At 49.5% G+C, this 23867-nt stretch carries 23 protein-coding genes; 16 read left to right on the forward strand and 7 right to left on the reverse strand.

Features of this window, described 5'->3' with window-relative positions; genetic code table 11:
* The first annotated feature begins 219 nt into the window (after positions 1–219).
* The 5 genes from BZG23_RS04385 to BZG23_RS04400 all read left to right on the forward strand — a co-directional run bounded on the left by BZG23_RS04385 (position 220) and on the right by BZG23_RS04400 (position 5519).
* A complete protein-coding gene (locus tag BZG23_RS04385; RefSeq protein WP_077606232.1) occupies positions 220–1707 on the forward strand; it encodes a sodium-dependent transporter in 1488 nt (495 codons plus the stop codon).
* Positions 1704–1805: a MetS family NSS transporter small subunit gene (locus BZG23_RS16455; RefSeq protein ID WP_100297978.1), complete on the forward strand. Its 102-nt coding sequence runs from the start codon at positions 1704–1706 to the stop codon at positions 1803–1805. Before BZG23_RS04385 ends, BZG23_RS16455 begins: the two co-directional genes overlap by 4 nt.
* Positions 1806–2087: 282 nt before the next feature.
* Positions 2088–2807 (forward strand): response regulator, encoded by a 720-nt coding sequence (locus BZG23_RS04390; protein ID WP_046073289.1) that lies wholly within the window; start codon positions 2088–2090, stop codon positions 2805–2807.
* Entirely contained in the window at positions 2797–4245 is a 1449-nt protein-coding gene (locus BZG23_RS04395; protein ID WP_077606233.1) for an ATP-binding protein, read from the forward strand. Before BZG23_RS04390 ends, BZG23_RS04395 begins: the two co-directional genes overlap by 11 nt.
* Positions 4245–5519 (forward strand): ABC transporter substrate-binding protein, encoded by a 1275-nt coding sequence (locus tag BZG23_RS04400; protein WP_231637378.1) that lies wholly within the window; start codon positions 4245–4247, stop codon positions 5517–5519. The genes BZG23_RS04395 and BZG23_RS04400 overlap by 1 nt, the downstream gene beginning before the upstream one ends.
* Before the next feature lie 47 nt (positions 5520–5566).
* On the opposite strand, the gene BZG23_RS04405 is transcribed toward BZG23_RS04400, so the two are convergent.
* Together BZG23_RS04405 and BZG23_RS04410 are read right to left on the reverse strand one after the other, a co-directional pair.
* Positions 5567–6370, reverse strand: coding sequence for a DeoR/GlpR family DNA-binding transcription regulator (locus BZG23_RS04405; protein ID WP_077606234.1), 804 nt, complete (start codon positions 6368–6370; stop codon positions 5567–5569).
* Positions 6371–6430: 60 nt separating this feature from the next.
* The gene (locus tag BZG23_RS04410) at positions 6431–7165 is read right to left on the reverse strand and encodes a glycerophosphodiester phosphodiesterase family protein (protein WP_077606235.1); all 735 of its coding nucleotides are present in this window, start codon (positions 7163–7165) and stop codon (positions 6431–6433) included.
* 279 nt (positions 7166–7444) lie between these two features.
* Between BZG23_RS04410 and ugpB the strand changes: the two genes are divergently transcribed.
* The 7 genes from ugpB (at position 7445) to panP (ending at position 15084) form a co-directional block, all read left to right on the forward strand.
* Complete coding sequence (gene ugpB / locus BZG23_RS04415) at positions 7445–8749, forward strand: sn-glycerol-3-phosphate ABC transporter substrate-binding protein UgpB (RefSeq protein WP_077606236.1); 1305 nt, start codon at positions 7445–7447, stop codon at positions 8747–8749.
* A gap of 79 nt (positions 8750–8828) precedes the next feature.
* Positions 8829–9710 carry a sn-glycerol-3-phosphate ABC transporter permease UgpA gene (gene ugpA / locus BZG23_RS04420; protein ID WP_046073295.1) on the forward strand — a complete coding sequence of 294 codons (882 nt, stop codon included), beginning with the start codon at positions 8829–8831 and terminating at the stop codon, positions 9708–9710.
* Positions 9710–10558 (forward strand): sn-glycerol-3-phosphate ABC transporter permease UgpE, encoded by an 849-nt coding sequence (gene ugpE / locus BZG23_RS04425; RefSeq protein ID WP_046073296.1) that lies wholly within the window; start codon positions 9710–9712, stop codon positions 10556–10558. Before ugpA ends, ugpE begins: the two co-directional genes overlap by 1 nt.
* Positions 10559–11662 carry a sn-glycerol-3-phosphate import ATP-binding protein UgpC gene (locus BZG23_RS04430; RefSeq protein WP_077606237.1) on the forward strand — a complete coding sequence of 368 codons (1104 nt, stop codon included), beginning with the start codon at positions 10559–10561 and terminating at the stop codon, positions 11660–11662.
* A 21-nt stretch (positions 11663–11683) separates the two neighbouring features.
* The gene (locus BZG23_RS04435) at positions 11684–12487 is read left to right on the forward strand and encodes an HAD family hydrolase (RefSeq protein ID WP_077606238.1); all 804 of its coding nucleotides are present in this window, start codon (positions 11684–11686) and stop codon (positions 12485–12487) included.
* A 212-nt stretch (positions 12488–12699) separates the two neighbouring features.
* Positions 12700–13221 carry a hypothetical protein gene (locus BZG23_RS04440; protein WP_046073298.1) on the forward strand — a complete coding sequence of 174 codons (522 nt, stop codon included), beginning with the start codon at positions 12700–12702 and terminating at the stop codon, positions 13219–13221.
* A gap of 216 nt (positions 13222–13437) precedes the next feature.
* Entirely contained in the window at positions 13438–15084 is a 1647-nt protein-coding gene (panP, locus tag BZG23_RS04445) for a pyridoxal-dependent aspartate 1-decarboxylase PanP (protein ID WP_077606239.1), read from the forward strand.
* Positions 15085–15175: 91 nt separating this feature from the next.
* Here panP and BZG23_RS04450 read toward each other — a convergent pair whose 3' ends face one another.
* From BZG23_RS04450 to BZG23_RS04470, 5 genes are all read right to left on the reverse strand, one after another.
* Positions 15176–15619 (reverse strand): hypothetical protein, encoded by a 444-nt coding sequence (locus tag BZG23_RS04450; RefSeq protein ID WP_046073300.1) that lies wholly within the window; start codon positions 15617–15619, stop codon positions 15176–15178.
* Positions 15620–15764: 145 nt separating this feature from the next.
* Positions 15765–16235 carry a DUF2947 domain-containing protein gene (locus BZG23_RS04455; protein WP_046073301.1) on the reverse strand — a complete coding sequence of 157 codons (471 nt, stop codon included), beginning with the start codon at positions 16233–16235 and terminating at the stop codon, positions 15765–15767.
* 137 nt (positions 16236–16372) lie between these two features.
* Complete coding sequence (gene hutZ, locus BZG23_RS04460) at positions 16373–16942, reverse strand: heme utilization protein HutZ (RefSeq protein WP_046073302.1); 570 nt, start codon at positions 16940–16942, stop codon at positions 16373–16375.
* A gap of 2 nt (positions 16943–16944) precedes the next feature.
* Complete coding sequence (hutX, locus tag BZG23_RS04465; RefSeq protein ID WP_046073303.1) at positions 16945–17478, reverse strand: heme utilization cystosolic carrier protein HutX; 534 nt, start codon at positions 17476–17478, stop codon at positions 16945–16947.
* A gap of 76 nt (positions 17479–17554) precedes the next feature.
* Positions 17555–19612, reverse strand: a complete 2058-nt coding sequence (locus BZG23_RS04470; RefSeq protein ID WP_077606240.1) for a TonB-dependent hemoglobin/transferrin/lactoferrin family receptor — start codon at positions 19610–19612, stop codon at positions 17555–17557.
* Positions 19613–19812: 200 nt separating this feature from the next.
* Between BZG23_RS04470 and BZG23_RS04475 the strand changes: the two genes are divergently transcribed.
* From BZG23_RS04475 to BZG23_RS04490, 4 genes are all read left to right on the forward strand, one after another.
* Positions 19813–20655, forward strand: a complete 843-nt coding sequence (locus BZG23_RS04475; RefSeq protein WP_046073304.1) for a heme/hemin ABC transporter substrate-binding protein — start codon at positions 19813–19815, stop codon at positions 20653–20655.
* Entirely contained in the window at positions 20655–21689 is a 1035-nt protein-coding gene (locus tag BZG23_RS04480) for a FecCD family ABC transporter permease (protein WP_077606241.1), read from the forward strand. Before BZG23_RS04475 ends, BZG23_RS04480 begins: the two co-directional genes overlap by 1 nt.
* The gene (locus BZG23_RS04485) at positions 21689–22465 is read left to right on the forward strand and encodes a heme ABC transporter ATP-binding protein (RefSeq protein WP_077606242.1); all 777 of its coding nucleotides are present in this window, start codon (positions 21689–21691) and stop codon (positions 22463–22465) included. The genes BZG23_RS04480 and BZG23_RS04485 overlap by 1 nt, the downstream gene beginning before the upstream one ends.
* A 293-nt stretch (positions 22466–22758) precedes the next feature.
* A complete protein-coding gene (locus tag BZG23_RS04490; protein WP_077577851.1) occupies positions 22759–23763 on the forward strand; it encodes a substrate-binding domain-containing protein in 1005 nt (334 codons plus the stop codon).
* Positions 23764–23867: the final 104 nt, after the last annotated feature.

A 23867-nucleotide genomic window follows, 5' to 3' on the forward strand; every position in this document is an offset into this window, starting at 1 on the left:
CTTATTGGTTTTAAGGCTATTGATTTAGCCTCACGCTGTGCTTAATGTGCAATGACTGCCCGCTTTAGATAAAAAATTCAACATTCGGGCAACAGGAAGTTAAAAATCAATATTGCGGGAATGTGCTATTTCTTTCATATCGACCAAAAAACGCAGCCTCACAACACTGCATATTTGGATGGGCGTAAAGAAAGGCGATTCGCAAAGGAGTAAGTAGATATGRAAAGAGAACAATGGGGCTCACGCGCTGGGTTTATCCTGGCTGCCGTGGGGTCAGCAGTCGGCCTAGGGAATATTTGGCGCTTCCCTTATATGGCCTATGAGAACGGTGGCGGTGCCTTTTTTATTCCATACCTTTTCGCCATGCTCACCGCGGGTATTCCATTTATGATTATGGAATTTGGGCTAGGGAAAAAACTGCGCGGCTCATCGCCCGTGGTGTTTTCTAAGCTCAATACCAAATTTGAATGGCTGGGGTGGTTTCAAGTTTTAATCGCGGCAACCATCGGGATTTATTACGTCGCCGTTATTGGCTGGGCCATTTCATACTTTGGCTTTTCGTTTGGCCAAGATTGGGGCACAGACACCAACGCCTTCTTCTTCTCCGATTACCTAAAATTGGGGGAAAACTCTCCCACCAGCTTGGGTGATTGGCAGTGGCACATCGCGATTCCAATGATCATTGCTTGGGCCATCACCTATGCGGCGGTTTTCCGTGGCGTAAAAGGCGGCATCGAAAAAGCCAGCAAAATCATGATGCCTTTGCTGTTTATCATGGTGTTGTTACTCATTGGCCGTGTGGTGATGTTGCCAGGGGCACTGGATGGTTTGAACTATCTGTTCTCGCCTGACTTTAGCAAATTGGCCGATGCCAGTGTGTGGTCCGCCGCTTATGGGCAGATCTTCTTCACGCTGTCGGTAGGCTTCGCCATCATGCTTGCTTATTCTAGCTACTTGCCAGAAAAGTCCGACGTCAACAACAATGCTTTGATGACGGTATTGATCAACTGTGGCTTCTCAATTGTTGCCGGCGTGCTGATCTTCTCGATTCTTGGCTATATGGCGGCGGAACAAAGCAAGGGGATCACCGATGTCGTCAGCGGGGGCGTTGGCCTAGCGTTCGTCACGCTACCTGCCGCGATTAATTTGCTCCCTATCCCTTATATTCTTGGTCCATTGTTCTTCCTCGCATTGGTTGTTGCTGGCTTGAGTTCGCACATTTCCATCATTGAAGCCGTGACGTCGTCAATTATGGATAAGCTCAATGTGACTCGTCAAAAAGCGGCGACAGCCGTATGTGGTGTGGGCTTTGTCGTATCAATGGCGTTCGCTACCAACGGCGGTCTATTGCTGCTTGACTTGGTTGATTACTTTGTTAACAACGTTGCACTGCTCACAAGCTGTTTGCTTGAGCTGCTGCTGGTCGGCTGGCTAGTTAAACTGTCAGACATCCGTCAGTATGTTAACCGTGTCTCTGAATTCAGCGTGGGTCAGTGGATGGAAATTTGTATCCGCTTTATCAGCCCCATTATGCTGGCGGTGATCTTGGTGAAAAACCTGATTTACACCTTCAACGAAGGCTACGGCGGTTACGCACAATTCGAATTACTGACCCTGGGTTGGGGCTTGGTCGCTGCCATGCTGGTGGTTGGTATTATCGTTAATAGCACCACGACCCCTGCTCGCGATATGGAGACAGACGCATGACAACAGGCGCAATCATCATGATGCTTATCGGCTTTGCCGTCACTTGGGGTGGCGCGGCCTTGTGTATTCGCAAAGCGATGCACAGCAATAGCGAATAGCGAATAGCGAATAGCTCGTCACGGTTCATAACACACTGTGATGTCAACCAAAGCCCTCTTAATGGAGGGCTTTGTCTTTTTCACGATCTCGCGTCGTCAAGCGATGAACTATCTGCCTTTTTATACCTTTCCCCCTCCTGGGTGTCTGCTCTGACATCATCACCAAAACGGTTATCAACAAGTCGCTGATTAATTACACAAAGTGCGGCTTTGTTTGTAGCATCTCAACGATAAAGCACCGATAATGGAGGAACTGACTTTAGCAACGAGGACAATGGCGATATGGCTTCAGCCAAACGCATCTTAGTGGTCGACGACGATGTCGAAATCCGTGAGCTTCTCCAAGCTTATCTCACCAAAGCCGGTTACGAAGTGATGACCGCGCAAAACGGTCATGAGATGCAAACTAAGCTGGCTGTCCAATACCCGGATTTAATTTTACTCGACGTGATGCTCCCAGGGGATGATGGCTTTACGCTATGCAAAAGTATTCGTAAAGATTCGAGTGTGCCTATCATCATGCTCACCGCTGTATCAGACGAAACGGATCAAATTGTTGGGCTAGAGCTAGGCGCCGATGATTATATCGCCAAGCCCTTTAGTCCGCGCCAGTTGATCGCCCGTATTCGTGCATTATTACGTCGCACCCAGCAATTGCAGGAGACCACGCTGTCCCGACCCAAAGCGATTCGGTTTGGCCAGTGGCGTCTAGAGCCTGCCACCCAGCAATTGCACCAGGTTGTCACCGGCATGGAGATAGAGTTGTCGGCGTCTGATTATGCCCTGCTGATGCTGTTTATCGATCACCCACACCAGTTGCTCGATCGTAATGCGATTAGCCAAGCGACGCGCGGCCGCGATGCACAGGCACAAGAACGTGGCATCGATGTACAAGTCAGCCGCTTACGCCAGCGCTTACGTGACACAGGCAAAGCGAACTTGATTAAAACTGTGCGTGGTGCGGGTTATATGTTTGTCGCTGAGATCCAATATGAATCATGAATGGCTAGAAAAGCTGATCCCTCGCTCTTTACTATCACGCACCTTGCTGCTGACCTTGTTATCCGTGGTATTGGCGCAGGGCATTGCCACCTCAATTTGGTATACCCAATCAAAACGAACCCAGCTTGCGGGGCTAGAGGCGGCGTCGGCGAGTTTAGCTAACATGTTTGCCTCAACCACCACCTTCTTTCAATCGTTGCCCGATGCTTATCGGCATGTGGCGCTTAATCAATTACGTAACATGGGCGGGACACGGTTTTTTGTCTCCTTTAACAAAGAAAAAATCCAAATCACGCCTATTGAAGAGACACAGGCGAAAAAGGTCGCCACCCGTACCGTATCGGGCATTCTCCACGAGCAGCTCCCGTCATTGAATACCATTGATGTTGACTTTTCGCGCCCTGAAACCTTACGCGTGCTCAACAACGACATTTTATTGCAAGACTTGCCCAAATCTTGGGCACATCACACGTTAAGTTTAGAGCCATTAAATCCCCCCATTTTGGTGGTACAAATGGAGCTGAAAAAAGATGAGTGGATCTATATCGCTGCATTGTTACCCGCGCCCTATGTCACGCTCGATGATACCTTGATTACCGCCGATCAAGTGGTCTTTATCGTGGTGATCACTGCGCTATTACTGTTCTTTACTTACACCTTGATTCGCCAGCAAGCACGCCCCTTAAAACGTCTGGCCAAAGCAGCGAACTTGTTTAGCACCGACATTGAGCAACCTCCCCTGAAGGAGGAAGGCGCGGCAGAAATCGCCATTGTGACAAGGGCGTTTAACCGTATGCAGCGTCGCCTACAACGTCACCTGCGTGAGCGCGAAACCTTATTCCGCTCCATGTCGCATGATTTAAAAACGCCTATCACCCGCTTACGTTTACGGGCCGAATTAATTGATGACGACCTGCAAGCCGCGAAGCTCAATAAAGATTTAGATGATCTTGAAATCATGGTTAAAGGTGCCGTACAAACGGTCAGAGACACCGATATCCATGAGAACATGGCGGCTATTGATGTCATTGATTTCTTAGCGATGATTGTCGAACCACACAACCAAAACCGTATTCGAGTCAGTATTGAAAGCGACGCAGTACCTCCGTTTACGTGTAAGCCACTCGCCTTCAAACGCTGCTTATCCAATTTAATTGATAATGGTGTGAAATACGGCGATAGAGTGACGATTTATGTGATGGACGCAAAACACACGTTAGATATTACCCTGATTGACGAGGGGCCAGGCATTCCTGAGCAAGAGCTCGACTCGGTGTTTGACCCTTATGTACGCTTACATGATGATAACGACGGTTCGGGGCTCGGTTTAGGGATTGCGCGCGATATCATCCACGCGCATGGCGGGGATATGGTGCTCAGTAACCGCAGTGAAGGCGGCCTGCAAGTTGATATCAGTTTTCCTCGGGTAGAAGAATAATGGCACGTTTAACACGCTTAAATAGATACCTCTCTCAATGGATCATCGGTGGCATGCTCGCCACCTATAGCCTTGCAGTGTCCGCAAGTGATGTTGAAGTTTTACACTGGTGGACATCAGCAGGTGAAGCCAAAGCCGCCTCTGTCTTGCGAGAAGGCATTGAGCAACAAGGCCATCAATGGCAAGACTTCGCGGTCGGTGGCCGCGCAGGGATAAGCGCGATGAACACCTTGAGGATCCGTGCCATCAGTGGTAACCCGCCCCTTGCGGCACAAATCAAAGGGCCGGAGATCACCGAATGGGCCCGTTTAGGCTTTTTACGCAACCTCAATGAGATTGCTGAAGCGGAAAACTGGGAAGATAAAATCCCCGCCCCGCTGCGTGATGTCATGCAGTACCAAGGTAACTATGTGGCAGCGCCCATCAATATTCACCGCGTGAATTGGCTGTGGGTCAACTTACGCGCCTTTGAAGCAGCCAATGCCGACATCCCTACCGACTTTGATAGCTTTTTTGCTGCCGCCGATAAATTGCAGCAAGCAGGCTATATCCCACTCGCGTTGGGAGGAGAGCCATGGCAAGTCGCGACGCTTTTCGACAGTCTGGCGCTATCAGTACTGGGGCCACAAGATTACCAACGTGCCTTTTTAGACTTTGATCGCCAAGCACTCCTTAGTGACGATGTGGTCAAAGCCTTTACCCTGCTGGCGAAGATGCGCCAATATGTGGATGACTCGGGTCAAGGACGCAACTGGAGCGATACCACTCGTCTACTCATTGATAACCAGGCGGGGATGCAAGTGATGGGTGATTGGGCCAAAGGGGAGTTTTTTGCCGCCAACCAGCAAGAAGGCAAAGCCTTTACCTGTGTCGCCTTCCCTGGGACGAAAAAAGCCTTTAGTTACAATGTCGACAGCTTTGTATTTTTCAAGCCCAATAGCCAAAGTGAGCGACAAAGCCAAACAGACATGGCCTCGTACCTCCTCACACCACAGTTCCAGCGTGACTTTAACCGTTACAAAGGCTCGTTACCTATTCGATTTGATGTGCCCCTCCCTAAGGGAGACCGGTGCGCACAACAATCACGTGATGCGTTTACCTACGCGCAAGAGAATGGCACCTTAAGCCCCAGCATGTCACACGGCCTTTCCACCACACGTTATGTACAAAGCGCGGTGTTCGACGTGATTAATGAGTTCTTCTACAACCCTGAGCAAACGCCGCGTGAAGCCACCGAGGCACTGTATCGCGCTATTTTATCCGCGCAAGCTTGACGGTCGTCATGCAGGCCTTTTCATCACACAGACTTAGCCAGCCCTTCTCAATTGGCAGTTGGCGCTTGCGTGGGGCCGAGATCGCGCGAGTCACAAGGAATAAAAGCAATATCTGCCGGCAGCGTCGAGTAGTTGCTCAATACATCGTTGGTGAACACATAATCAAACTGACTTAACGTTGTCACTTTCACCGGCGCACTGCGCTGCCACTTTGACCCATCTGCCACCAACCACCTTGCACTCGCTGCACTAAGCATGGTGTCACTGACATCCGCTTCATCGGGGGAAAACTCACACACCCATCCCTCTTCATTGACCGCCGCACAGCCGATAATGGCGATATCCGGTTGGAAACGCGACAGGAACTGAAGCACCGAGTGTCCAACCATATCTTGGTCATTGGCGCGCAGCTTCCCTCCTGCCAGCCAAATATCGAGGTCGGGATTAGCCCCCAGAATATGCGCGATCTGAACGTTATTGGTGATTACGCGAAGGTCGCGTCTTGTTAATAGCTGCTCAGCAATCGCAGAAACCGTGGTCCCTATCCCGAGCATCACGGTCGCCCCCTCAGGAATGTGCTCGGCCACCGCGCGTGCAATCGCCGTTTTAACGCCACTGTGCCTTTGCAAACGACGTTGGTAATCGCTATTGACATGCGCAGAGGGCATATTAATGCCGCCATGGTGACGCCGAGCTAAGCCAAGCGCACAGAGCTGATTAATATCACGACGAATAGTCTGCGTCGTGACCGAAAACTGCGTGGCCAAATCATCCGTTTCTAGGTGCTCTGTTTTTGCTAATTGCGCTAATATTTCGCGCTGGCGCCAATTTAACTCTGCCTCTTGTGACACATAAGCTCCTTGTTGTATGACATTATCGACCGCTCACCTAACGATTCGGTTGAGTCCGTGTCAGTAAGGGTGTGCTAAGTATTTACTTGGGTCGTCGGTGATCATCATGTCTACGCCCCAACCCCACAAGGCTTCGACCTCAACAGGCTTATTAGGGGTATAACACTTAAGCGCTAAACCTGAATCTTTAACGGCTTTGGCTTTCTCTTGGGTGAGGTGGCGATAGTTGCAGTGAATGCTAAACGTGGCTAAGTCCCGGAAATCACGCCAATTATCAGGGATCGTTTCCCATAAAATCGCCCGCGCTAACTCAGGCATTTCATCACGAACAATCGCGAGTGCCTCAAGAGAAAAAGATGAGACTAATACCTTCTCGGTGCTGATAGGGCTTGCCGACAAGCAAGCAAATATCGCGCGGCACAAGGCAGGTATATCGCTATCCGGGTAAGTTTTGATCTCAAGGTTGATATGAAGCGCATCGCGGTGCGCTTGGGCTAAAACGGCCATGAGCGTGGGTACCCTTTCATACCCAAACTTTGGCGAAAAGTGCCCACCTGCATCGAGCTGCTGTAAATCGGCCAAGGCGGTGTCTTTTAACGCCCCTACACCATTGGTGCACCGTTGTAAGCTATGGTCATGAAACACCACGGGAACACCGTCTTGGGTCAGTTGCACATCGACCTCGACCCAACTTAACCCCATCTCTCGCACCTTTGCAATAGACGTTAACGTGTTCTCTGGAGCATGAGCAGCGACACCTCGATGCCCACATAATTGCTGTGGCGCGATTTTCATTTGAACAGTCTCATCTCAATCAGTTATTTGGGTATTGTAGGACAGCGCGAGCCGCATTGTCTCGTGTAAATATGACAGAGTGTTTACGAGTAAATCTTTGCGCTTGCAGGATTTTCATCATCAAAACACGCTCTAATTAACAATTTTTTCACATGCCATGCGACCGCGGTCAAAAGTCATACAATTGTCATCTCCCTTTTCGTTTGGGTTCATATTATGTTCATTTTTGTTCATTAAGTTGCCGAATGAACATTACCCCATCCTCAAAAGGAGTGACGCATGAAAACCCAACGCTTAACCGCGCTTTCTTCGGCCCTGTTGCTTGCCTCTTTTTCTGCCAACGCGACAACCGAAATTGAATGGTGGCACGCAATGGGCGGAAACCTTGGCGAAAAAGTGAATGAAATTGCTGAGAAGTTTAATGCCAGTCAGGATGACTATTCCGTCAAACCCGTCTACAAGGGTAACTACACCGAAACCATGACAGGCGCTGTGTCGGCATTCCGCGCCAACAAGCAACCTCATATCGTCCAGGTGTTTGAAGTAGGCACCGCGACAATGATGTCAGCAAAAGGGGCGGTATACCCGGTTTATGAGCTAATGGAAAACGCGAACGTCCCGTTTGACCAATCTGACTACCTCTCTTCTGTGACGGGTTATTATTCAGACGAAGACGGGAATATGCTGTCGATGCCATTTAATAGCTCAACGCCCGTGCTGTATTACAACAAAGATCTGTTTGCTAAAGCTGGCGTTAACCCTCCCAAAACCTGGGAAGAAGTTGAGCAAGTGTCTGAGAAACTGCTTGCCAATGGCGCTCAGTGCGGCTTCACGACTGGCTGGCAGTCTTGGGTACAAATTGAAAACCTCGGTGCTCGCCACAATGCGCCCATTGCCACCAATGACAATGGCTTTGGCAGTGTCGATAACAAGATGCTAATTAACCAGTCTCCATTTGTGGATCACATTGCCAAAATGGCGGATTGGCAACAGGCTGGCATTTTTGAATATGGAGGCCGCCGCTCTGACAGTGCGCCGCTGTTTTACAGTGGTGAATGTGCCATGTACATGAACTCTTCAGCGTCTTACGCTGGTGTGCGCGAAAGCGTAAAAGATTTCGAGTTTGGCGTTGCCAAGCTGCCTTACTGGGATAAAGCCGTTGAGCAGCCAAGAAATACCATCATCGGCGGGGCCACGCTTTGGGTTCTACAAGGCCACGAGTCAGAAGAATACAAGGGCGTCGCCCAGTTCTTCTCCTTCTTGTCTCAACCTGAAATCCAAGCGGACTGGCACCAGTTCACCGGTTACTTGCCCATTACCCACGAAGCCTATGAGCTAAGCAAGAAGCAAGGCTTTTATGCTCAAAACCCAGGCACAGACGTCGCGATTAAACAAATGACCGAGGTCGAGCCAACGCCTACCTCTAAAGGGATCCGCTTAGGTAATTTCGTTCAAATCCGTGATGTGATTAACGAAGAGCTTGAGACCGTATGGTCCGGCGATCAATCGGCTCAAGAAGCGCTGGATGAAGCAGTTGAGCGCGCCAATGGCTTGCTTTCAAAGTTTGCTAAAGCCAATCAATAAGCGGTTTAGTTCCATTCAGTAAAAACCTTGTTGTATGACGGAGCGGTATAGACTGCCGCTCCACTTTTTGAGAAAGCCTATGTCCAATAAACCCACATTTAATCATTGTGCGTTTCCCATTTTATTGCTCGCGCCTCAATTGCTGATCACCTTTATCTTTTTTATCTGGCCAGCGGCGCAGGCTGTATGGCAATCCACCTTGTTGGAAGACCCTTTCGGTCTTAGTACCGAGTTTGTCGGTGGCGAAAACTTCACCGAGTTATTGGGAGACACCAGCTATTATCGCTCTTTTTTGACCACCTTATTCTTTAGTTTTTCTGTTGCAGGCATCGCGCTTCTATCGGCGCTTGTGCTCGCGGTGATGGCTGACCGTGTCATTAAAGGGGCGACAGGCTATAAAACACTCTTGGTGTGGCCCTACGCGGTCGCTCCCGCTGTGGCAGGGGTGTTGTGGTTATTCATGTTCAATCCCACTGTCGGTGTATTAGCCCACGCGCTAAAAGCCATTGGTTTAGACTGGAATCCGTTTATCCATTCTGGAGATGCCATGACCATGGTGATCATTGCCGCTACATGGAAGCAGATTAGCTACAATTTTCTGTTCTTCCTCGCCGGGCTGCAATCTATCCCACGTTCATTGGTTGAAGCGGCAGCTATTGACGGCGCAGGCCCAGTAAAACGCTTTTTGACCATCATTTTTCCACTGCTCTCTCCGACCTCTTTTTTCCTGCTGGTTGTGAACTTGGTCTACGCCTTTTTCGAAACCTTTGGGGTGATTCATGCCATGACGCAAGGTGGGCCCGGTCAATCCACCACAACGCTGGTTTATAAAGTGTATGCAGACGGTTTTGTCGGCCTCAATATGGGATCGTCCGCCGCGCAATCCGTCGTGTTGATGATCCTCGTGGGCGCATTAACCGTGATTCAGTTTAAATATGTTGAAAAGAAGGTGGCTTACTAATGGTTGAACGTCGCCCTTGGCTTACTGTGTTCTCGCATTTGGTGTTGATTTTAGGCGTCGCCTCGGTGGCGCTCCCTGTGTGGCTTGCGTTGACCGCCGCCACCCATGACAGCAGCGCCTTTGTAAGTGGTGTCACGCCGTTATGGTTTGGTGACAAAGGATTATCTGTGTTCGAGGAGGTATTAACCGAAGGCACATCACGCGAGTTAAACATTTCCGTGGCCGGCATGCTGTGGAATTCATTTTTAATGGCAATGGGCATCGCCATTGGCAAGCTCGCGATTTCCATTCTTTCAGCCTATGCCGTGGTGTATTTTCGCTTTCCCGGTCGAATGTTGGCATTTTGGGTGATTTTCATGACCCTAATGCTACCGGTGGAGGTGCGCATCATGCCAACATTCCAGGTCATTGCCGACCTGAACATGCTCAACTCGATGTCGGGATTGACCATTCCACTCATCGCCAGCGCTACCGCGACCTTTCTATTCCGTCAGTTTTTTATGACGGTCCCAGGTGAAATGCTTGAAGCCGCGCGAATTGATGGCGCGGGCCCGTTCAAGTTTTTCAAAGACATTCTGCTGCCTCTTTCGCGCACCAATATTGCCGCACTGTTTGTGATCACCTTTATATATGGTTGGAACCAGTACCTTTGGCCGATTCTGATCACCACCGATGATGAGTACTACACCATTGTGATGAGTATTCAGCGCATGCTCTCTGTTGGTGATGGTGAGGTGCAATGGAACCGCGTAATGGCAACAACTCTAATGGCGATGCTACCCCCGGTGATCGTGGTGCTCGGCATGCAAAAACTCTTTGTAAAAGGCTTAGTGGAAACGGAGAAGTAAATGGCAACGGTAACCCTAGAACAGATGGCAAAGACCTACCCTAATGGGTTCAAAGCCATTCACGGCGTCGACTTATCAGTGAAAGATGGCGAAATGATTGTATTGGTGGGCCCCAGTGGTTGTGGCAAATCAACCTTACTGCGCATGATTGCCGGCCTAGAGGCGATTTCCAGCGGACAATTAGTCATTGACGATAAAAAAGTGAATGATCTTGAGCCTGGCGAGCGCGATATTGCCATGGTATTTCAAAACTATGCGCTTTACCCACACATGAGTGTATTCGACAACATGGCCTATGGCCTTAAAAATCGCGGGACACCAAAAGCGACCATTCAACAGCTTGTCACCGAGGTCGCGACCATGCTCGAGCTAGAGCACCTACTCGACAGACGGCCCAATCAATTGTCCGGCGGACAGCGGCAACGGGTGGCAATGGGCCGTGCGATTGTGCGTCGTCCCAAGGTGTTTCTCTTCGATGAGCCGTTATCCAACCTTGATGCCAAACTGCGTGTACAAATGCGCCTGGAAATCAAAAGTTTGCAGAGAAAGCTGAATACCACTGCTGTGTATGTCACCCACGACCAAGTTGAAGCAATGACCCTCGCGAATCGCCTCGTGGTATTAAATGGTGGTAACGTTGAACAAATTGGTACGCCTTTAGACGTCTACGATGCCCCGGCTAGCTTGTTTGTGGCCACTTTTATCGGCTCACCAGCGATGAATATCGTTGAAGGTCGTATCGACAATGACGCCCTCTCGATAGGTCAACACCTATTGGCTGAGTGTCAGGGCAGTGACACACAATCCGTGTCCGTCGGATTACGTCCCGAGCACTTAAAAGTGGTACCGGCCGATCAGGCCTGTTTCACACTGTCAGTTACCTTAACCGAGTCTTTGGGAGCTGATTTGCTGGTCTATGGGCATATAAGCGATACTGACAGCTTCATCACACTGCGTTTAGAGGGGCACAGTAAGGTCGTAGAAGGAGATAACCTACCCTTGGCGATTGCTCCTGAGAACCTCCACGTGTTTGACCATGAGCAGGGAAAACGGCTGGCGCTCACTCTGCGTCAAATGAATCATCGCCATGTGGCAGCTATTTAATTAGTGAGGATCGCAATACCTATGCCGAATCAGTGTTTGCCCATATCGTCAATGCATGACCACGCCATACGCTGGCGTAACGTGCAATGGCTGTTTACCGACGTCGATGACACCTTGACATGGAAAGGTGAGCTCCCTTGGCAAACACTGAAGGCAATGGCCGATCTCCGTGAAGCTGGCATTCACGTTGTCCCTGTTACTGGCGCGTGCGCTGGCTGGGGCGACCATATGATTAACGCCTGGCCTGTCGATACGGTGATAAGCGAAAACGGTGGCGTGATCCTATGGCAAGAAAACGGTCAGCGCTTCACGAAAATCAATCACGCCGCCCATCAACAGCAAGCTGCGCTACTTGACTGGGTAAACCGCTTACTTCAGCGCTATCCAGCTCGCGCACTTGCTGCCGATCAGTCTTATCGTCTCTGTGAAGTGGCGATTGATATTGGCCAGCATACGCCACGCGCATCCGCAGACGAGATCAATGCATTACTCGACGAGCTTCATGGGCAGGGCGTCAATGCAACGGCCAGTTCGATTCATATTAACGCCTGGTTAGGTAACCACAGTAAAAGATACGCGGCGCAAGAATGGTTAGATCGTTACAGTGTCACAGGAAAGCAAACTCAGCAACGCGCAGCGTTTATTGGCGATTCACCGAACGACAGCGAAATGTTTGCCCACTTTCCTCTGAGCGTCGGCGTCGCGAATATCTCCTCTCACCTTCCAACATTGGCCACCGTACCAACTTGGATCACGGATGCGCCGGGAGGGTTTGGTTTTGCCGAATTTACCCACCACTGGCTGTCGGTACTGTCGAACCCATAAGCTATGTCAACGCGCTAACTGAGTGTGGCGTCACAGCTTTTCTGCTACAGGGCTTTTTATATCAATGTGTTATTTAACTTTGTCGCTGGCTCGTTCTACAATATCCTCGTTTTATCATTCACAAAGATGCCCAAACCTCAACGTTTGCGCCCCGCACATGGTTGGTGCGTATAATCATAAAGCGCAAACACGATAACGATTAGGATAATGTTATGAAACGCTATGCCCTTGCACTGGTCGCGGCACTATTGCCGATAATGTCAAACGCTGCGCCTGTCAAAAATGCAGACTGCTATTCGGCCAAGTATCATGATTATGTAGATGCATCGATCAATTGGTACCAAGCGTTGGTCGATATGACGGTGAAAAAAGACGCATCGCTCGATGAGGTTGCACAGTGGTTTTTGCAAGGCCGTAAAAATCACTTTAACCTCAATGCAAAAGCGTTTGATTATTATTTAGAAAATGACAGCGCCAAGCTCAATTTGGAAGCGCCAGTGGAATCTTGGTTAAAACTAGGCCAAGAAGACGTAAAAACACTCGCACAAAGCTCGTTGCCCCCCTCTGCGCTGGCCGAAAAAGTGTTTAACTTCCGCCAAGGCGAAGCCATGGACGGGAACTACGCCCTTCGCAGTGCACTTGCCGATCTGCTAAGTCATCCAAAAGAGATTGATAAGGCACTTAACCAGTACAATGACCAAATGAACAGCATTAACCAACGTCAGTGTCAGTAAACAGGCCGCTGTTTGAGAGCCGGCAACCGCTGGCTCTTTTATCGACTCTCTTTCGCGTGTGCTGTTTCAGCTGTCATCTATCAGTAAAAAAAGCCTGATGCTCTCGCTTTTTTTTGCTATGTTGAGGCCTAATTTCAGTCAGTGATCGTGACCCTACTCCCAATGCGCATGAGAGAGTCACTATTTGGACAGCCAAGCAGATATAAGAAGAACGTCATGGCAACACAAAATAAAGCCGCGGACGCCACACCGGAAACCTTGCACCGGATTTTCACTGTCCCCGAAGCCCCAGATTCAACGCTCAGTCAAATTGAGCAAGCGATCTCTCAGAATCTAAACCGGTTTTTACAAAACCATATTACGGCCACCGAACGGTCGCTCGCTGATATTGAGCGCGATTTTAGCGATCCGGCCATCCCTGAAAACCCCACTTTTGTCTCTGATCACACGCAGTTTCTGCTCGATAAGCTCGTCGCTCAATCGGTACATACCGCTTCACCGCGATTTATCGGCCACATGACCTCTGCACTGCCTTATTTTTTGATGCCGCTCTCTAAAATCATGATTGGCCTCAACCAAAATACGGTCAAAATTGAAACATCTAAGGCATTTACACCGCTTGAGCGGCAAGTGCTTGGCATGTTGCACAACCTGATTTATCAGCAAGACGACGCCTTCTATCAAAGTTGGATGCACAGCGCGAACCATTCATTAGGGGCCTTCTGCTCAGGTGGAACGGTGGCGAATATCACCGCGTTGTGGGTCGCGCGAAATAACGTGCTCAAACCTGACGGAGAGTTTCCTGGCATCAACAAGGCTGGCTTGTTTGGCGCGATGCGTCACTATGGCTATCGCGACCTCGCGATCTTGGTGTCAGAACGAGGCCACTATTCATTGGGTAAGGCGGCTGATGTACTCGGCATTGGCCGCGACCAACTGATCTCGGTTCCTGCAGATAGCCAAAATCGTATTTGCATTGATGCACTCGAAGAGACCATTGCCACACTTAACCGGGACAATATTAAACCGATAGCTATCGTGGGGGTGGCGGGCACCACAGAGACAGGCAGCATTGATCCTCTCAATGCACTGGCTGATATTGCGGAACGTGAGGGTATTCACTTCCACGTTGATGCCGCGTGGGGCGGCGCGACCTTGATGTCAAATAATCAGCGCCACAAACTGGCTGGGATTGAACGTGCCGATTCTGTCACGATTGATGCGCACAAACAGCTTTATGTCCCTATGGGGGCTGGTATGGTGTTATTTAAAGATCCGTCGCTCGTGGCGTCGATCGAACATCATGCGGAGTACATCCTGCGTAAAGGAGCAAAAGATCTGGGGAGTCACACACTCGAAGGCTCTCGCAGTGGTATGGCAATGTTGGTGTTTGCTTGTATGAACATCATTTCTCGCCGCGGTTATGAGTTATTGATCGATCAAAGTATTGATAAAGCGGCGACGTTTGCCGACATGATAACCACAGATCCAGATTTTGAGCTGATATCGGAACCCGAGTTGTGCCTACTCACCTATCGCTTTGTGCCCGCAAAAGTACAAACCGCGCGGGCTGTGGCAAGTGAGGAGCAAATTGAGTTGATGCATGATTTGCTTAACGACCTAACCAAGTTCATTCAAAAGCGCCAGCGCGAATCGGGCAAAACCTTTGTCTCCCGTACACGTCTCACGCCTGAGCAATGGCAACGTCGCACCACCACGGTTTTCCGTGTCGTGCTGGCCAATCCCCTCACCACCGCTGATATTTTGCAAGAAGTGTTGGCGGAGCAGGGTGAAATCGCCAAAGAAAGTGAGTTTGCCTACCCACGCCTGATGACACTGGCTGACAGTATTCTCAAAGCCTAAGTCGGTGCGGTTCGAGCAATAAAAAGGCAGCCCCGTTACGGTGGTGGCTGCCCTATTGCGCTAAAAAATGATGACCTGCGCAGTAAACGGGCTACTTCAGCGGCCCTGCTTTTGGTGACGTCGTTGATTGCAAGCAATGTGTTTGGCTCAGTACTGCCTCGCGTTGATGTTCGATATCAATTTGGGCTTGACGCCACTGCATCTGTACCTGAGATGCCGTCATCGTTCGCCCCGGTTCTGAAAACAAAAACCGCTGCAGCGTGTGATCAAACTCTGCACTGTTCTCTTGTTCGCTGTAGACAATGCCCATTAGCTCAAACGCACGTGTCTTCTCTCGCGCCGTACCAATCACGGTGTAGCGCTGAGCCGTATCAAGTGTTTTGTCATAGCGGCAATGGACAAGATCTTGTTGCGCGCCACGCAGTGCTTCATTGAGACCAATGGTGCTGTAATTGCGCCATAAGTCCGACATTTTTGGCAGTGAGCATCCGACCAATAACATCGACAAGCACACTGCGGCCATTATCTTAATCATCACTTCTTCCTACACTGTGCACCGAATACAACGCGTCTCTCTATGGCTGGTCACTTATCAAGACGCATCGCGCCGTCACCACGCCCGGCTGTCACATTAGCGCATGGCTACCATTGGTAACGGCACTACCGCTCATAACTTGAGGTCAGTCACGCTTGCCAATCACCACTTCGCCTGATTGCTCAAACATAGCGACTTCCTTGCGGCGACGCCCAAGCAAAATAGGCTTATCATCGTAGAATAGAAAGTTTTTCCAATACCGTTTAAACACGCCCCATTGGGTTTCGACAATATTATGTTTGTCGTAGCAAAAATAGACCGTAATATTGTCTTCCCAAGGAAAGTTAGCGAGAAACTCTACGGGAAGATCATCATCGTCGTCCCAGGCTTGTTGCCAAACCAGTCGCTGGGTCCAAACGCTTTGATGCGTCGGCCAATCTTGCTTGCCAAAATGATCCGGTGTTGGGCTGTCTTTACTGATAAATTCTTGCCATAACTGCGCCGCGCGTGCCTCAGCCATGGGTTTAATATCAGCGAGATCCTGTTCGGGAATAGGCAAAGACTGGTGGGTGAAGATCCACTTTCTTTTATATTCAGACAACGGGAGATAATTCATGCTAATCAGGTTATACGCTCTATGATGCCGACAACTTTATCATAATCACCACTGGGTTGTTACTAAGTAAACCCGGACTGAAGCGACACAAGAGTGGCGATGCTTCACACATCGCCGTTTGAGGAAAGCAAACTCGGTTAGTCGTTAACCGCTATCTCATCGGTCGATTGAACATCTTGGCTGTCGCCAAGTTTTCGATGACCTTGGTCAAGGTGTACCATATCGACAAAATCATCACTGCCAACCTGAAAGGCCTGACCAAACCCTTTGACATACAGACCATTTTCCGGCTTTAGACGGAATAAATGGAAGTCAGCTAACCCGCTTAAGCTGTCGATAATATCGCCAAAGCGATGGGTCAGCGCCGAAATCCCCGTTTGCCACTCAGTGGTATCACGCATCACTAATTCAGCATTGGCATCAAAACTAAGGCGCTGGCGCGCATAAATCTGTTTTGCCCCGCTTTCGTCTTCGATCATCATCAGCGAAACCTGGGGGTTTTGTTGTAGGTTCCGAGCATGACGAGCAATTTCACTGATTAAAATATAAAAACCGTCTTCCAACTGTGCAAATGGCGCATAACTCACGTTGGGTTTTCCCTGGGCATCGACGGTTGCTAGCTGCAAAGTCCGACAGTTAGCACGAAAGGCTTCGATTTCTGGGCCAAGGCGGTTTTGTAGGCGTTGTTGTTTTGTCGCTTGATCCATGATTATTGCTCCGGGTCTGTTGGTGTTGAGGTCGCTAACTGCGTTTTTAGTTGATTAAAGGCTTCAACCTGATGTTCAAGAAGCTGACGTTTGTCGTCTCTTCCCACGTAAATCTTAAAGATTGAATCCCCCTGTTCGGTGAAAAAGCCGATATAGTGGGTTGTTTTACCGCGAAAAGGCTTGCTGACGAAGGCAATGCCGGTCATGCGCTCTAATTTTAGGTGGCCATGCATTTCACCCGGCTTTCCCATTAAGTTGTAGTAGCCATAAGCGATCTTTCCTTTGGGAAACGGGGCTTTTACTTCAAAAATTGAGCCACCGGAATGCACAATCGCTGTGACTGGGCCACCCCATTCGGCCACCTGGGTGAAAACGGTTTCCGCATGCTGCCCGTCCACCCACGTTTGATACTCAGCCGGCATGGCACGTACTGCCTCGCCTTCACTCACGCCTAGGGTTTTCGCTATATCAGCAGGCAATATAGAGGCATTATCTGCCAATAGTGCGTTTACCTGCTCGTTCAAAGTGGTTGTCATTGATCACTCCAGCCTATTCTTATTGTGGTGTGTCGTCTCTGAGTGGGCAGGCGTTCACCTGCCCTTTATCTTTGGGTTAAAACTGGTACCGAACATTAAACTTAATATCACGCCCGGGTGACGCGGTTTGCGCCCACGCTTGGGTGTATTGTTCATCGGTTAAATTATCGATCGCGAGATCAAACTTCACCCCATCCCAGGCGCCATTCGGGCTATAACTTGCATACAGATCCCACAGGGTATAGCCGTCGTAGGTGTTGGCATTATTCGTGTCGTCTTGATCGGCATAATGAGAGACGCGACCACCAACACTCACTGGTAACGTCGCCAGCGCGTAGTCGGTTTCCGCAACCCATTTATGAGCGGGAATATTATCTAGATAGCTGCCATCATGCTTATTCTTGCCTTCGGTTTGGCTGTAGCTCAGATTATTGGTAAAACCACCAAGTTGGTGATGCAAGCTAATCTCGATGCCTTCAAGTTTAGCTTCGGGAAGGTTCGTCTTCACCGTGGTGCCATTATACGCCCCCCAAGAGCCGTCTTTAACCGATTGATTTATAAAATTATCGACGTCATTGCGAAAGACTCGAGCATCAATATAACCTTGATCAATATACTGACTCGATGAAAACGTATAAGTAATATTGAGTTCTTTGTTGGCACTTTCCTCAGGTTTCAAATCTGGGTTGGGCACAAACTGGTTCATTCCAAAATGTGTGCCACTGGCATACATTTCTTCTAAACTCGGGGCTCGAAATGCTTCGCGATAGCTGGCAGTCAATGCTAACTGTTCAGTCGCATTCCAAGTCAATGCAGTTGAAGGCGACCACGCCGTATTATCATGGTTACCAATGGTCGATTCGGGTCGCTTATCTTTCGCATCATAGGCATCAAAACGGACACCCGCTTGCCAGTGCCATGATTGTCCCAGCGGTACATCAACTTGGGAAAATACGCCGACGCTTTGTGCTTCGGCATCTTGGTTGTCTGGGCGAGAGGTATTGCTTTTATCTCGGACGGTTTCAAAGCGATCTTGATAAGCATCTAGGCCAGTGGTTAGTGTTAGTGCTTTAAACGTCGAGCGGTTCGATAAAGACAAACCCAGCGTTTGCATCTGATTATTATCAAACTCACCTTTATCAACCCGATGCTCATTGACCTCGGTGTCGTTCCAATATAGGCGAGTGTCTAAATCCACCCATGACTGGCTAGGGTTATAGTTGTACGTGAGCGACAGGCTTTGGTCTTCGACTTGGCGATACACGAGGGGCGACGAGGTTGACGGCTCTTCTGTCGTCGGATTAGAGGGAACCATGGCGTCACGTTTACCTTGACGCGCGATGAATGACCATTGGTGATCCAAAGAAGGCGTAAACACCAGTTTAGCAAACCCGCCTTTTTCTCGATCCGCAGAATACGACAAGGTCTTGCCATTGCCTAATTGGCTATCGTCGCTATCGTGATAGTAGCTTTGTACTAGCCAATCAACCGTCTCCGTGCGACCAAACACCGCACCGCTTGTACGTGAGGCGTTGTCGTTGCTGTGGAAGCCTTGTTTGACATAGCCACCCAAGGTTTCTGTGCCAGAGAGAAAGTCACTGGCTGATTTGGTGTTTTGTGCGAATACACCGCCTAATGCACCAGACCCCCACAGCGTACTGGAAGGGCCACGGACCACTTCGACTGAACTGAGCAATTCAGGATCGATGAATAGACTGGAACGATGGCCGACCGAAAAATTCTGACGGGCACCATCAACAAGCTGGATGACGCGGCCGTTGTCACTGCTAAGGCCTCGAATGCTAACAGACTGAGCGGCATCACGCCCTCCTCCGAGTACGGAGACATTGGGTAAATGACGAATCAAATCCGTGACATTACTTCCCTGGCGTTTCTCTATCTCTTCCAATGACACTGTACTCACCGCCACGCCAGCGTTCGCTTTTTGCGTGTCCATACGACTTCCGTAGACAGAGAGCGTCTCTACAGGGCTAGCCTCTTTAGACTGGCTGGCGGCACTCGCGCTCTCAGCGACGGCCTGAGGCGCAACAGTAATCGTACTTAGCACGGCCCCGACTGCCAAGGCGACACGGTGGCTATGCTTTACTGTCCAAATATCCTTTCTGGTTTTCATAACGGTTCTCTATGCCTTACTGCAAATGCGACTTATCATCATTTGAAGGTGATTCTATTGATCGAGAACAGGAATGCAAACGATAATTGATCTTGTTTGTATTGGGTAATATATTGTCTGCGTTCATGTCGCACGGTGTGGCGACCTAACCAGCATATAAACCACTCGACACTACTGACACTGAAAAATAAGGATAAAGCATGGCAACCGCTGCTGTTCGACTGATTGCCCTCATGATGACACTCGTTTCATTTTCAATTCACGCATCGCCACGCATAGTGAGTGCGGGGGCAAGTGTTACTGACCTACTGATTGATCTGGGGGCAGAAAAACAAATTGTGGGGATTGATGCCACGAGCCAGCTTAATAATAAAGATGTCCCCAATATCGGTTATCACCGTCAGTTATCAGTAGAGGGGGTACTCTCATTGTCACCCACGCTTTTGTTAGGCTCTGAGGAAATGGGCCCCAAACCTGTATTAACAAAGCTCGACAATGCCGGGGTTAAGGTGGTTGCGCTACCCAGTGCACCGACGGTGGCGGCACTGAAACAGCGCATAACCCAAGTTGCCAACCTCACAGACAAGCAAAGTAAAGCGGCACCCCTGCTTCGTGCGGTCGATGGAAAACTCACGCAACTGAAACGTCGCGCCCTAGCGTCGACACAGCAGGGGGTTTTCTTACTTGTTCACCAAGGTCGTCCCGCGAGTATTGCCGGCGCGAGCACGACACCCAATACGCTCATTGAGCTTATCGGCGCGACTAATCCGGCTGCCAATACGGTTACCAGCTATAAACCCCTCTCACCCGAGGCGTTGCTCGGTTTTAATCCCGATTTTATTTTGGTGATGCAACGTTCTTTGGACCAATTGGGTGGCTTGACAGGACTCGCCAATGCCGTCCCCTTGCTAGAAAACACCCAAGCTTTTCAGCAAAACAAGATCCTCGCGATCGATGGCAGTGTGTTGGTTGGCGGTTTGAGCCTGAAAAGCTTAGATGAGGCGCTTCGTGTGCAATCACAGTTAATAGAGCTTAGCCAGTGATGCCATTACAGATACAGCATCCTTATCAGCGACTCTTTCCCGCGCTGATCATTTTGTTGCTTGCCGTATCGGTGACCTCGATTGCAGTCGGTCAATGGCAGTTAGGTTGGCTCGTCAGTCTACAAAGTCTAACGCCTTGGCAAGACCAGCTTGAGCCTCATGTATTAGCCATTGTGCAGCAAGTCAGACTGCCCCGAACGCTGCTTTGCTTATTTGTGGGCGCTTTACTCGCCGTTTCCGGTGCATTAATGCAAGGACTATTTCGTAACCCTCTCGCGGATCCTGGGATTATTGGTGTCTCAGGGGGGGCGTCTCTAGGCGGTGCACTGGGGCTGTTGTTGTTGTCATTTGGCAGTATAAACATGGCGTTTCACTTATCAGTGCCTCTATTTGCTTTTTTTGGTGCACTTTTCGCAACGTTATTTGTATACCGAATCGGCACCACCGCGATGGGCACGTCCGTTACCGTCATGCTATTGGCCGGTATTGCTATCAGCGCGCTATCAGGCGCGGCGCTGGGAATGATCAACTATGTGGCCGACAATCAAACCCTACGCGATATCGCATTGTGGTCTATGGGATCACTGACCGGTGCCAGTTGGGGGCAAATCGTTTTAACTGGGGTGGCGGCTGTCGCTCTCACGGTGTTTGCTTGTTGTCGTGCTCATCAGGTGAATGCTTTATTGCTCGGTGAAAACGAAGCCGCGTATTTAGGGATCGATATTCACCGCCTAAAACGTGTGCTGATCATTGCAACCGCTGCCGGGATGGGCGTATCCGTTAGTGCTGCGGGATTGATTGGGTTTATTGGCTTAGTGGTACCGCATATTGGCCGCCTGATCGTTGGGCCCGACCACCGTATGCTCATCCCTTTATCTGCAGTATTGGGGGCACTTTTACTCACGCTTGCCGATATTATTGCTCGAGTGATTGTCGCACCTGCGGAGTTGCCCGTAGGCATTATTACCGCTTTGATGGGCGCACCTTTTTTTATCTGGCTTCTTATTCAGCAACGACAAACGATGGTGCACTAATGTCTCGTACGGCGCTTCATGTTCAACACCTTCATTACACCCTTGGCCAACGCCCACTGCTTCGCGACATCAATGTCGCGTTTCAAAGTGGACAGTTACATGTCTTACTCGGTCCAAACGGAGCGGGTAAAAGTACCTTGCTCAAACAGCTGATGAGTGAGCAACACCAACAAGGCGACGTATTGTTTTGGTCAGCGTCAAGAGCGACATGGCCTCGTGATACATTCGCGAGACAGGTTGCCTTTTTGCCGCAAACCAGCGGGTTAACCTTTGCGTTTACGGTTAAAGACGTCGTCGAAATGGGCGGCACACCATTAAAAGCAAACCGTAAACAAATCCGAGCGTTAGCCGAAGAGCAGCTACATCAATGGCATGTATCTCATCTTGCACATCGTGCCTACCCCACTCTGTCGGGCGGTGAAAAACAGCGTGTACATATGGCGCGTATTTCCATGCAATTAGCGCACACTGAACCGACTCGTGCCATGATGATGCTTGATGAGCCGACATCTGCCCTTGATATTAGTCACCAACACCAAACGCTCATGCAGTGCCGGGCACTGGTTGATCAAGGAATGACAGTGATCATCGTCCTACACGACCTTAACCTTGCCAGTCGCTACGCGGATTATCTTTATTTTATGAAACAAGGCGAAATGGTTCTCTCGGGAACGCCTTGGCAATGCTTTACGCACCACCAGATGACTGAGATTTATCAACACCCACTGACAGTAATGACACACCCAACGCATGCTTGTCCACTGATAGTGACGTAATGACAATTTTGCCGACTGTGAAGAAAATGAGATCACGCTGCAAGAGCATAGCTGGGTCACAAAACCACCTGTTGGTGATGGCTTGCTCATCAGACCAATTGCGACTGAGCAGCAACCTAAGTAAACTGAGACCGCAACCGATTAACTATGAGAATGGATGAAATCGGATTCGTTACCTTCGCAACCCTCTGATGAGCCGGGATTGTGAAAGACAACGCCGCTGCGTTACAGCGGCGTTTTTCTGTAAGGTCGCGAGTAACGATCCCAAGGCTTCACAATATAGAAGAATTAAGATGGCAACGATTAAAGATGTCGCGCGTCTCGCGGGCGTTTCAACCACCACGGTTTCACACGTTATCAATAAGACCCGCTTTGTCGCAGAGAAAACAACCGAGAAGGTTTGGCAAGCCGTTGAAGACCTTAATTATGCGCCAAGTGCGGTTGCGCGTAGTTTAAAGTGTAATACGACGCGCACGCTTGGTATGTTGGTGACCAAATCAACCAACCCTTTTTTCGCTGAACTGGTTCACGGTGTAGAAGATTATTGCTATGAGCAAGGTTATACCCTGATCTTATGTAATACCGAGGGTAACCTAGAAAAACAGCGTGACTATTTACGCATGTTGTCAGAAAAACGTGTCGATGGTTTGATTGTGGTGTGCTCGGATCTCAATGAAGATCTCATGCTGCTGTTAGAAAAGAAACGCGATCTCCCGATGGTGGTAATGGATTGGGGGAGTCATCATATCAACACCGATCGCATCGAAGACAATGCCGAGTTAGGCGGATACCTGGCAACCAAACACTTTATTGACAATGGCCATACCCAAATAGGCTGTATTTCCGGTCAAATGGATAAAAACACCTGTAAACAACGACTAGCAGGATTTTACCGTGCACTGGATGAAGCCAATATAACAGCGAACCCTGACTGGATCGTAGAGGCTGATTTCGAGGCAGAACAGGCCAAAGTCGCTGCGCAACAGTTCATTGATATGAATCATCGTCCCACGGGCGTGTTTTGCTTCAACGATATTATGGCGCTCGCCGCAATTAGCACCTTTAACCAAGCGGGGTTGCAGGTACCTGAAGATATTTCTGTGATTGGTTATGACAATATTGATCTGACCGAGTATTACTCACCACCACTGACAACCGTCCACCAACCTAAGCGGCGACTCGGTAAGACCGCTGTTAAACTCTTGCTTGCACGCATTAACGATAATGATACGCAACAGCAAGTATTTGAAATGGATCTCGAGCTCATTAGTCGGGAATCTGTAAAAACGATAACTTAGTGTTTTATAATAACTTTTTAAGCTGCCATACCATTGGGTATGGTGGCTTTTTCCCCTTTCTTGAGCCAAAAAGAGCCTTTACTCTAACTTGTCAATTACAAACT

Source organism: Salinivibrio sp. ML290 (assembly GCF_001995695.1).
In the GTDB taxonomy this organism is placed as follows: domain Bacteria; phylum Pseudomonadota; class Gammaproteobacteria; order Enterobacterales; family Vibrionaceae; genus Salinivibrio; species Salinivibrio siamensis.